Raw genomic sequence first — 11,323 nt, 5'->3', positions numbered from 1 at the left:
GCGGCGCAGCTGGTTGGCGGTCGCGTCCGGGTCGGTGAGCAGCGCGGCGCCGCCGAGCATCGCCTGCCGGAAGCGCAGCGTGCCGGCGAGGCGGGTGAAGGTGTCGGACCAGGCGGTGTCGGGGCTGGTGTCGGCGGCCAGCGCCTCCACCGCGGGGGCGGTCTCCGGGGCGAGCGCGCGCTCCGTCATGCCGAGGACGCCGCTGTGGCTCCACGGGTACGAGCCGAGCTCCGCGGCCCGCTTGAGCGCGGCGACCACGGCGGTGGACAGCGGCGGCGTCCACGGGGTGGCGCAGGCGCCGAGCAGCTGGAAGGCGTCGCCGAGGCCGTGGGTCTGCACGAACGCGGCCGTCCAGGAGGCGCGTTCGGCGGGCGACAGCACGGCGAGCAGCTTCGCGGGCGCGCCCGGGGTGCGGCCCTCGCGGCCCGGGCGGGGCGGGGCGCCGAGCAGCGCCCGGGCCCAGTCGGCGTCCTGCTGGCGGACGGCGGCGCGGGCCCACGCCTCGCGCAGGTCCTCGGCCCACTCCGCGCCGCCGTCGCCGGCCGCGTCCACGGTGGGGAGGGCGAGCAGCTGCTCGGGCGTCAGGCCGGTGTCGGCGGTCCACAGCGCGAGCGGGGCGGCGGCCGCGACCTCGCCGAACCACCAGGCCCGTTCGCCGCGCCCGGTGGGCGACTTGACGGGTATGCCGTCGCGCTGCATGGCGGCGTCGCAGGCCGCCGGCGGGGTGATGTGCAGCCGGCCGTCCCGGTAGCGGACCGCCGCGCGGGCGCGGGCCGCCATCCGGGCGGCGAGCGCCGAACCGGGCAGCGTGGAGAGCAGTTCGGCGGCGGTCGCCCGGACGTTCTTGGAGCGGTCGCCGAGCGCGGCCTCCAGGAACTCCTCGTCGGCGCCGGACAGTCCGTCCTGCAGCGCGTCGAGGAACAGCACCCGGTCCTCGGCGCGCTCGGTGGACCAGGTGGAGGCGAGCAGTGCCAGGCCGGCCGCCGGATCCCGTCGGCGCAGCCTGCTCAGGTGGGCGACGCGCTCCGCGAACAGGCCTTCCTGCCACAGGAGTTCACCGGGGCGGTCGGCGGCTTCGGTGTCGTCGTGGTCGGCGGCGGTGCGGGTGACGTACCGCCAGTCGGGGTTCTGCGGGGCCAGCCAGCGACCGAGCGGGCCGGCCAGGGTGACGGCGTCGGCGCGCAGCTCGGAGCGGGCCCGCGCGGAGTCCAGCAGCGCCGGGACGAGCGCCGGCGGCAGCCGGTAGCCGTGTGCGCGGGCCGCGGACAGCCACTGCGGGAGCAGCTCGGCCAGGTTGGCGGTGGAGCCGTGGCCGCCGCGGGTGCCGAGCAGCACGGCGAGGCGGCGGGCGGCGGATTCGGGCAGCGGCGGACGCGGGTCGTCGGCGGCGGGCGCCGGCGCCGCCACGGCGGGCCCGGGCAGCGCACCGGCCCGGCGGCGCACGGCGGCCAGCGCGGCCAGGTCGAGCAGCGCGGTGGCCGGGTCGGCGCGGTCGACGGACGCGGCGAGCGGGATGCCCGGCTCGGGCAGCGGCCGGCGGTCGGTGCCGAGGAGGGCGGCGCCCTGCAGCTCGGCCCACTGGTCGCCGGCGACGGCGGTGGCGGTCATGCGCGGCCTCCGGTCGGTCGGGCGGCGGGGGCGGGCAGGGCCGGGCGGCCGGTGCGGTGGCGGCGGCCCCAGCCGCTGGCGGTGGCGGCGCGGCGGGCGGCGTGGTGCAGGCAGATGCGTCGGACGGCGGCGCGCTGGCGGGTGCTGGTGCAGGACATGTGGTTCCTCCGGTTGACAGGCCGTCGTGGGACGCCGGGGAGCGCCGACAGGGCCGGTCGGTCGGGTGTGATGGGCGTGCGGGCGTGCTTGTCGGGCACGCTTTCGGGCAGGCCGGAGCCGTGACGTGGCGTCGGAGCGGGTGGGAAGGGTCAGCCGAGGCCGACGGCGCGCTGCTCGGCGTCCCAGGCGGTGACCGGCGTGAACCCGGTGTGGCCGCATTCGCCGAACAGCGTGACGGGGTGGCCGGCGGAGACCGCCGCCAGCCGCCACAGCGCGGCGTCGGCGAGCGCGCCGCGGCGTACCGGCAGGGCGTGCCGGCCGTCGGTGAGCTGCCAGCCGTCCGGTGTGAGGACGGGGACGACGTCGGTGAGGACAGCCGGCCAGCTGTCCAGCCACGGGTCCTCGGCGACCGCTTCGCCGTAGCCGGCCAGCGCCTCGGCGGGGGAGAGCCCGGCGGGCACGGCGGCCGGAGCGGGCTCCGGGCTGCCGTAGCGGGTGCCGAGGACGGCCCGCAGCGGGCGGGCGCCCGGGTGGAAGGCCAGGTCGGCCTCCAGCAGGCGGCCGGTGGGCAGGGCCAGGTCGGGCGCCTGGCCGGGGCGGCCGAAGGCGAGCAGCAGCGCGTCCCGGCCGGTCTTCGCGCCGCGCAGCCACACCCGGCGGGTGGTGAGCCGCTCGTCGGCGGTGTCGCGGCTGCCGAGGACCTGCCAGCGGTCGCGGACGGTCGGCCCGGCGAGCAGCTCCGCGGTGTCGGTGGTGAAGCCGACCCGGGCGCGGACGGTGGCCGCCAGCGCCTCGGGCAGCGAGTCGATCCGGCCGTACGCGCCGGCCAGCAGGTGCAGCATCGCGAACTCCTCCAGCAGTCCGTCCTGCCGGGTGTCGGCCAGCGCCCGCACCCGGCCGGCCAGGCCCGGGGCCTGGGCGTCGACCATGCGGGCCGCCACCTCGTCCCACGCGCCCGCCGGCAGCGGATCGGCGAGGCCCCGGCGGACCCCGTCGGCCAGCCGCAGCCGCAGGTCCAGCGCGCCCGCCGCGACCCGCGCGGAACGCTTCGCGGCCCGCTTCCGGGCCGCCTCCGGATCCGCGTCGGCGGCCTTCGCCTGCTGCTTGGCGGCCTTGTCGGCGGCCGCCTGACTGCGCCCGTTCAACCACTCCGACACCCAGTCGGGCGGCTCGGCGGCCGCCGTCACCGCCTCCGACCCCGCCGCCCACAGCAGCAGCAGGCCCAGGGCGTGCTTGCACGGGAACTTCCGGCTCGGGCAACTGCACTTGTACGCCGGCGTGCCGAGCTCCACCGCCGTCCGGTACGGCGTGCTGCCGCTGCCCTTGCACAGGCCCCACAGCGCGCCGCGACCGGTGCCGGTCGACGACCACGGGGCGGGCCCGGAGAGCTTGCCCGCGGCTTTCAGGGACGCCGGGTCGGGGGCCAGGGAAAGGACGTGTTCGGTGCTCCAGCGTTCCTCCATGCCGACCACATTAGGCGGCGCCACTGACAGTTGAGCCGGAGTCAGGCCGGCCGCGACGACCCCGCCGGGATTGTCGGTGGCGGGGTGCAGAGTGGATGTCACACGGCCCGAACGGGAGTACGTCTCCCCAGGTCAGAGCCGTTTCTTTCGTTCTTCGTGCGCTCAATGGCGCAGTGTTCTGACGTCCCGTGAGATCGGAGCAGTCGATGACCACCGAGACGACCAGCGAGGTCCTGCGGCAGCACGCCGAGGACGCGTTCGCCGAGGAGCTGGCCGCCCTCGCCCGGCACGACGACCGGGCCCGGCCGGAGCGCTGGCGGCTGTCGCCGTGGGCGGTCGCCACCTACCTGCTGGGCGGCGAACTCGCCGACGGCACCGTCATCACGCCCAAGTACATCGGCCCGCGCCGGGTCGTCGAGGTCGCCGTCACCACGCTGGCCACCGACCGGGCGCTGCTGCTGCTCGGCGTCCCCGGCACCGCCAAGACCTGGGTGTCCGAGCACCTCGCCGCCGCCATCTCCGGCGACTCCACGCGGCTCGTGCAGGGCACCGCCGGCACGCCCGAGGAGGCCGTCCGCTACGGCTGGAACTACGCCCAACTGCTCGCCCACGGGCCCAGCGAGGACGCCCTGGTGCCGTCCCCGCTGATGCGCTCGATGCGGGACGGGCAGATCGCCCGCGTCGAGGAGCTCACCCGCATCCCCGCCGACGTGCAGGACAGCCTGATCACCATCCTGTCCGAGAAGACCCTGCCGGTGCCCGAACTCGGCACCGAGGTCCAGGCGGTGCGCGGCTTCAACGTGATCGCCACCGCCAACGACCGCGACCGCGGCGTCAACGAGCTGTCCTCCGCGCTGCGCCGCCGGTTCAACACCGTCGTGCTGCCGCTGCCGGCCACCCTCGACGAGGAGGTGGAGATCGTCACCCGCCGGGTCGGCCAGCTCGGCCGCTCCCTCGACCTGCCCGAACTGCCGGGCGGCGCCGAGGAGATCCGCCGCGTGGTCACCGTCTTCCGCGAGCTGCGGGCCGGCCTGACCGCCGACGGCCGCACCAAGGTGAAGACCCCCAGCGGCACCCTCTCCACCGCCGAGGCGATCTCCGTCGTCACCAACGGGCTCGCGCTGGCCACCCACTTCGGCGACGGCGTGCTGCGGGCCGGCGACGTCGCGGACGGCATCGTCGGCGCGGTCGTCCGCGACCCGGTCGCCGACCGGCAGGTGTGGCGCGAGTACGTCGAAGGCGTGGTCCGCGACCGCGACGGCTGGAAGGACTTCTACCGGGCCGCCCGGGAGGTCTCCGCGTGAGTGCCCAGGTGACGCTGCTCGGGGTGCGCCACCACGGCCCCGGCTCGGCCCGCGCGGTCGCCGCCGCGCTGGCCGCCCTGCAGCCCGACATCGTGCTGGTCGAAGGGCCGCCGGAGGCCGACGGACTGACCGCGCTGGCCGCCGAGAAGGACATGGTGCCGCCGGTCGCCCTGCTCGCCCACGTCAGCGACGACCCGGGGCGGGCCGCGTTCTGGCCGTTCGCCGAGTTCTCGCCCGAATGGGTGGCGCTGCGGCACGCCGCGGACGCCGGGGTGCCGGTCCGGTTCATCGACCTGCCGGCCGGGCAGAGCCTCGCGCTCGGGGCGCGCGGGGCGGGCTCCGAGCCGGATGCGGAGCCCGACGCGGAGCCCGACACGGAGCCTGACGCGGAGTCGGCTCCGGAGTCCGGTGCGAACCAGGGTGCGACATTCCCGGCCGACGGAACGTCAGAAGAGCAGGAGGAGGGGTCGGGAGTGCCGGGGGGCACTTCCGGGCCCGCCCCCGTCGACCCGATCGCCGAACTCGCCGCCGCCGCCGGGCACTTCGACCCGGAGGCCTGGTGGGAGGACGTGATCGAGCACCGCACCCCCGGCGCCGACCCGCTCGCCCCGTTCGCCGCCCTCGCCGAGGCGATGGCCGCGCTGCGCGAGCACCACCCCGTCGAGCGGCGCGACGAGATCCGCGAGGCCGCGATGCGGCAGCAGATCCGCGCCGCCCGCCGGGCCGGCCACCGTGCCATCGCCGTGGTCTGCGGCGCCTGGCACGTCCCCGCGCTCGCCGACATGCCGACCGTCGCGCACGACCGGGCGCTGCTCGCCGAACTCCCCAAGAAGCTCAGGACCGAACTCACCTGGGTCCCGTGGACCCACCGCCGGCTGTCCCAGCACACCGGCTACGGCGCCGGCATCGACTCGCCCGGCTGGTACCACCACCTGTTCACCACGCCCGAGCAGCCGCTCGCCCGCTGGATGACCAGGGTCGCCGAACTGCTGCGCGCCGAGGACCACCCGGTCTCCTCCGCGCACGTCATCGAGTCCGTCCGGCTCGCCGACAGCCTCGCCGCGATGCGCGGCCGCCCCGCCCCCGGCCTCACCGAGACCCTGGACGCGGTGCGCGCCGTCATGTGCGACGGCTCCGAGATCGCGCTCACGCTGGTGCACGACCGGCTGGTGGTCGGCGACGCGCTCGGCGAAGTCCCCGACGGCGCGCCCGCGGTGCCGCTGCAACGCGACCTGACGCGGCTCCAGCGGACGTTGCGGCTCAAGCCGGAGGCGACCGCACGCGAGCTCGTCCTCGACCTGCGCAAGGACCTCGACGCCGAACGCTCGCGGCTGCTGCACCGGCTGCGGCTGCTCGGCCTGCACTGGGGGCGGCCGGTCCGCGACACCGTGCAGTCCACCGGCACCTTCCGGGAGACCTGGCAGCTGGTCTGGGAGCCCGAGTACGCGGTCCGGCTCGTCGAGGCCGGGCAGTGGGGCACCACCGTGCTGGGCGCCGCCACCGGCAAGGCCGTCTCCGACGCCGCGAGCGCCGAACTCACCGCGCTGACCGAACTCGCCGAGCACTGCCTGCTGGCCGCGCTGCCCGACGCGCTGCCCGAGGTGATGCGGCGGCTCGCCGACCGCGCCGCGCTCGACACCGACGCCGGACACCTCGCCACCGCGCTGCCCGCCCTGGTCCGCACCCTGCGCTACGGCGATGTCCGGGCCACCGACACCAGCGCGCTCACCGCCGTCGCCCTCGGCCTCGCCGAACGCCTCTGCGTCGCGCTGCCGGCCGCGTGCACCGGGCTGGACGCGGACGGCGCGAGCGCCCGGCGCACCGAGATCGACGCGGTGCACCAGGCGATCGCGCTGCTCTCCTCCACCGCGATCGCCGAACAGTGGGCGGGCACGCTCACCGCGCTCGCCGCCCGCGAGCCGCACGGCGGCCCGGCCACCGGCGTCCCCGGGCTGCTGCGCGGCCGGGCGGTGCGGCTGCTGCTGGACGACGGGCGGATCGACACCGAGGAGGCCGGCCGGCGGCTGGGCCTGGTGCTCTCCGTCGCCTCCGGCCCGCTGGACGCCGCCGGCTGGGTCGAGGGCCTGGTCTCCGGCGGCGGGGCGCTGCTGCTCCACGACCCGGCCCTGCTGGGCCTGCTCGACAGCTGGCTGTGCGGCGTCCCGGCGGACACCTTCACCGACCTGCTGCCGGTCCTGCGACGCACCTTCTCCTCCCTGGAGACGGGCGTCCGGCACACCATCGGCTCCCGGGTGGCCGCCGGCTCGCTCACCACCACCGCGGTGGAGACGGGCCCCGACCTCGACCTCGACGAGACCCGCGCGGACGCAGCGGTGCCGGTGCTCGCCCTGCTCCTGGGCCTGCGGCCACCGGCCGTTCCCCGGCAGGCGGACCGGCGCGCGAGCTGACGTGCCGCCCCGAACCGTCCCGCTGTTCCTTCCGCTTCGCGGCGGGGGCTGACCGCGCAGGATCGGTGGTGTGCCCGCCGCGTTGGGCGGTCCGCAGGGCGCGATGCTGCGCTGCCCCGATCCGGCGCTTCGTGTCTTCCGCTTCGCGCGGTTCTCCCCCGCCCCTGGCGGGCCGGGGGTGTCGTAGGCGGGCGGCAGGATGGGTGGTGTTCCGGCCGCGCTGGGTGCGGTTGCCGTGCCGCCCCGGACTTTCCCGCTGTTCCTTCCGCTTCGCGCGGTTCCCCGCACCCCTGTTTCGCGCCCGCCCGGTCACGCGGGCATCCCCGCGCCCTTTTCGGAGCACCTGCTAAGGAGTGAGTTCAGATGACTGTCCGTCAGGATGATGAGCGGATGCGGCGGTGGCGGCTCGTGCTCGGGGCCGAGGGGGACGGGACCGGGGTGCGGCTGTCCCGGCGGGACGCGGGGATGGACGGGGCGCTGGGCGCGCTGTACCGGGAGGACGGGAAGCGGTCGGCGGGGCTGGGGGGTTCGGCGCCGCAGGTGGCGCGCTGGCTGGGGGACATCCGGGAGTACTTCCCGACCAGCGTGGTGCAGCTGATGCAGCAGGACGCGATCTCGCGGCTCGGGCTGGACCGGCTGCTGCTGGAGCCGGAGATGCTGGCGGCGGTGGAGCCGGACGTGCACCTGGTGGGGACGCTGCTGTCGTTGAAGCACGCGCTGCCGGAGACCACCCGGGAGACCGCGCGGATGGTGGTCGGCAAGGTGGTCGCGGAGCTGGAGCGCCGGCTCGCGGACCGGACGCGGTCGACGCTGGGCGGGGCGCTGGACCGCAGCGCCAAGGTGAACCGTCCCAAGCACCGGGACATCGACTGGGATCGGACCATCCGGGCCAACCTGTCGAAGTACCTGCCGGAGTACCGCACGGTGGTGCCGGAGCGGCTGGTGGGCTACGCGCGGGCGCAGCGGGCGGTGAAGAAGGACGTGATCCTGTGCATCGACCAGTCGGGGTCGATGGCGCCGTCGGTGGTGCACTCGGCGGTGTTCGGCGCGGTGCTGGCGTCGATGCACAGCCTGGACACCCGGCTGGTGGTGTTCGACACCTCGGTGGTGGACCTGACCGAGCAGCTGAGCGACCCGGTGGACGTGCTGTTCGCGACCCAGCTGGGCGGCGGCACGGACATCAACCGGGCGCTGGCGTACTGCCAGTCGAAGATCAGCCGTCCGTCGGAGACGATCGTGGTGCTGATCAGCGACCTGTACGAGGGCGGCATCCGGGACGAGATGCTGAAGCGGGTGGCGTCGATGAAGGCGTCGGGGGTGCAGTTCATCGCGCTGCTGGCGCTGTCGGACGAGGGGGCGCCGGCCTACGACCACGCGCACGCGCAGGCGCTGGCGGCGCTCGGGGCGCCGGCGTTCGCGTGCACCCCGGACGCGTTCCCGGACATCATGGCGGCCGCGATCGAGAAGCGCCCGCTGCCGGTGCCGGACCGGCAGTGAGCGGTCCACAGGTGCGGACGCCACCCGTGCGGGTGATCCGGTGGCGCGGCGGTCCGTCGCGCGCCCCGGGGGTGCGGACGGCCTGTTGACACGCCGGGCCGGGTCCGCTGTGACGGTTCTCACGAAGGTCGAGCCGGTCCCGGGCGAAACCTGCCCGTCGTCCGGGGATAACCTGCCATGCGGACGTGACGCGCGTGTTGATTGACGATGCGCCCGGCAACTGGGTGGGCCGCAAGGCCGTACATCTGCGTACCCGCTCAGCGCCGACGACCCGCAGCGAAGATCCTGCCGTGGCACGCTCGTAGAGACACATTCCGCGACCACGAACAAGGACAAACACGTGGACCTGTTCGAGTACCAGGCGAGGGACCTCTTCGCCAAGCACGGTGTACCCGTGCTTGACGGCGATGTCATCGAGACCGCCGCAGACGCTGCCGCCATCGCGGAGCGCTTCGGCGGCCGAGCCGTCGTCAAGGCTCAGGTGAAGGTGGGTGGCCGAGGCAAGGCCGGTGGCGTGAAGCTCGCGTCCGACCCGCAGGACGCCGTGGCCAAGGCCGAGGCCATCCTCGGCATGGACATCAAGGGCCACACCGTCCACAAGGTGATGCTGGCGCAGACCGCGGACATCAAGGAGGAGTACTACGTCTCCTTCCTGCTGGACCGCACCAACCGCACCTTCCTGGCGATGGCCAGCGTCGAGGGCGGCGTGGAGATCGAGGTCGTGGCCGAGGAGAACCCGGACGCGCTCGCCAAGATCCCGGTGGACGCCAACGAGGGCGTGACCGCGGAGAAGGCCGCCGAGATCGTCGCCGCCGCGAAGTTCCCGGCCGAGATCGCCGACCAGGTCGCCGACGTCCTGCAGAAGCTCTGGGTCGTCTTCGTCAAGGAGGACGCCCTCCTGGTCGAGGTCAACCCGCTGATCAAGTCCGGCGACGGCAAGATCATCGCGCTGGACGGCAAGGTCTCCCTCGACGAGAACGCCGAGTTCCGTCAGCCGGAGCACGAGGCGCTCGAGGACAAGGCCGCCGCGAACCCGCTGGAGGCCGCGGCCAAGGCCAAGGGCCTCAACTACGTGAAGCTCGACGGCCAGGTCGGCATCATCGGCAACGGCGCGGGCCTCGTCATGAGCACCCTGGACGTCGTCGCGTACGCCGGTGAGAACCACGGCGGCGTGAAGCCGGCCAACTTCCTCGACATCGGCGGCGGCGCGTCCGCCGAGGTGATGGCGAACGGCCTGGAGATCATCCTGGGCGACACCGACGTCAAGTCGGTCTTCGTCAACGTCTTCGGCGGCATCACCGCGTGCGACGCGGTCGCCAACGGCATCGTGCAGGCCCTGGCGCTCCTGGAGAGCAAGGGCGAGGCCGTCACCAAGCCGCTCGTCGTCCGCCTGGACGGCAACAACGCCGAGCTGGGTCGTCAGATCCTGACCGACGCCAACCACCCGCTGGTGCAGCAGGTGGACACCATGGACGGCGCCGCCGACCGCGCCGCCGAGCTGGCCAACAAGTAAGGAAGGGGACTTAACACCATGGCTATCTTCCTTACCAAGGACAGCAAGGTCATCGTCCAGGGCATGACCGGCTCCGAGGGCATGAAGCACACCCGCCGCATGCTCGCCTCCGGCACCCAGATCGTCGGCGGTGTGAACCCGCGCAAGGCCGGCACCACCGTGGACGTGGACGGCACCGAGGTCCCGGTGTTCGGCACCGTGGTCGAGGCGATGGAGAAGACCGGTGCCGACGTCACCGTCATCTTCGTGCCGCCGGCGTTCACCAAGTCCGCCGTGGTCGAGGCCATCGACGCCGAGATCGGCCTCGCCGTGGTCATCACCGAGGGCGTGCCGGTGCACGACACCGCCGCGTTCTGGGCCCACGCCGGCGCCAAGGGCAACAAGACCCGCATCATCGGCCCGAACTGCCCCGGCCTGATCAGCCCCGGACAGTCCAACGCGGGCATCATCCCGGCCAACATCACCGGCCGGGGCAAGATCGGTCTGGTGTCGAAGTCCGGCACCCTGACCTACCAGCTCATGTACGAGCTGCGCGACCTCGGCTTCACCTCCGCGGTGGGCATCGGCGGTGACCCGGTCATCGGCACCACCCACATCGACGCCCTCAAGGCGTTCCAGGAGGACCCGGAGACCGAGCTGATCGTGATGATCGGCGAGATCGGCGGCGACGCCGAGGAGCGTGCCGCGGCCTACATCGCCGAGCACGTCACCAAGCCGGTCGTCGGCTACGTCGCGGGCTTCACCGCGCCCGAGGGCAAGACCATGGGCCACGCCGGCGCCATCGTCTCCGGCTCCTCCGGCACCGCCCAGGCGAAGAAGGAGGCCCTGGAGGCCGCCGGTGTCAAGGTCGGCAAGACGCCGTCCGAGACCGCCCGCCTGGCCCGCGAGCTGATCGCCGCCGCGAAGTAGTCCTTCGCCGCCGCACGCCGAAGGCGCCGCCCACCGCACAGGTGGGCGGCGCCTTCGGCGTTCGGCGCCGGGGCGGGCAGCGACGAGTGCGGACGAACGCCGCGGCAGGCCGTCGGCCGGTGGGTGGACCGTGGGCTCCGTGGTCGTCGCCGGGCGCTCAGGTGGCGGGTGGGCGGCACTGGGCGAGTGGGACGCAGGCGGCGGCCAGGGGCGGCGGCAGTGGGCGGCGTGCCGTGGGGGGGAGCAGTGCCGGGCGGCGCGCCTCGAAGGCGGACGGCGCCGGCAGGGCGTCCGCGCTGTCGGCGTCCTCGGCGGCGGTTTCGGCGTCGGACGGCTGCACGGACGGCAGCACCCGGGCCGGCGGGCCGACCAGCCGGGCCGGGACGCCGGGGGTCGGGCCGCACCACGGGGTGCGCAGGCCCGGCGCACCGCCGGCCGCCGCCGGGCCGGCGCTGCCCGAGC

The 11,323-nt window shown here is 75.0% G+C and carries 8 protein-coding genes and 1 pseudogene; 5 read left to right on the top strand and 4 right to left on the bottom strand.

Going from position 1 to position 11,323, the window contains the following annotated elements; genetic code table 11:
* The 3 genes from ACWEMJ_RS32110 to ACWEMJ_RS32100 form a co-directional block, all read right to left on the bottom strand.
* Positions 1-1,608: DUF5691 domain-containing protein (locus ACWEMJ_RS32110; protein ID WP_452140659.1), on the bottom strand; the 1,608-nt coding region annotated here is incomplete at its 3' end.
* Complete coding sequence (locus ACWEMJ_RS32105; protein ID WP_452140658.1) at positions 1,605-1,766, bottom strand: hypothetical protein; 162 nt, start codon at positions 1,764-1,766, stop codon at positions 1,605-1,607. The genes ACWEMJ_RS32105 and ACWEMJ_RS32110, both read right to left, overlap by 4 nt.
* A 150-nt stretch (positions 1,767-1,916) precedes the next feature.
* The gene (locus tag ACWEMJ_RS32100; RefSeq protein ID WP_452140657.1) at positions 1,917-3,230 is read right to left on the bottom strand and encodes an SWIM zinc finger family protein; all 1,314 of its coding nucleotides are present in this window, start codon (positions 3,228-3,230) and stop codon (positions 1,917-1,919) included.
* A 206-nt stretch (positions 3,231-3,436) separates the two neighbouring features.
* Between ACWEMJ_RS32100 and ACWEMJ_RS32095 the strand changes: the two genes are divergently transcribed.
* From ACWEMJ_RS32095 to sucD, 5 genes are all read left to right on the top strand, one after another.
* On the top strand, positions 3,437-4,534 hold the full coding sequence (locus ACWEMJ_RS32095) for an ATP-binding protein (protein ID WP_452140656.1): 1,098 nt from the start codon (positions 3,437-3,439) through the stop codon (positions 4,532-4,534).
* Positions 4,531-6,942, top strand: coding sequence for a DUF5682 family protein (locus ACWEMJ_RS32090; protein ID WP_452140655.1), 2,412 nt, complete (start codon positions 4,531-4,533; stop codon positions 6,940-6,942). The genes ACWEMJ_RS32095 and ACWEMJ_RS32090 overlap by 4 nt, the downstream gene beginning before the upstream one ends.
* Before the next feature lie 363 nt (positions 6,943-7,305).
* Positions 7,306-8,439, top strand: coding sequence for a VWA domain-containing protein (locus ACWEMJ_RS32085; protein WP_452140654.1), 1,134 nt, complete (start codon positions 7,306-7,308; stop codon positions 8,437-8,439).
* Between the two features lie 340 nt (positions 8,440-8,779).
* On the top strand, positions 8,780-9,952 hold the full coding sequence (gene sucC, locus ACWEMJ_RS32080) for an ADP-forming succinate--CoA ligase subunit beta (RefSeq protein WP_380473359.1): 1,173 nt from the start codon (positions 8,780-8,782) through the stop codon (positions 9,950-9,952).
* 18 nt (positions 9,953-9,970) lie between these two features.
* Complete coding sequence (sucD, locus tag ACWEMJ_RS32075; protein ID WP_452140653.1) at positions 9,971-10,861, top strand: succinate--CoA ligase subunit alpha; 891 nt, start codon at positions 9,971-9,973, stop codon at positions 10,859-10,861.
* A gap of 157 nt (positions 10,862-11,018) precedes the next feature.
* Here the strand turns inward: sucD and ACWEMJ_RS32070 are convergent.
* Positions 11,019-11,323: pseudogene (locus ACWEMJ_RS32070) on the bottom strand (hypothetical protein); the annotation flags it as partial.

This window comes from Kitasatospora sp. NPDC004531 (assembly GCF_053602195.1).
The sequence above is the reverse complement of the archived record's forward strand: the minus strand, read 5'-3'. Positions and strand labels throughout refer to the sequence as shown.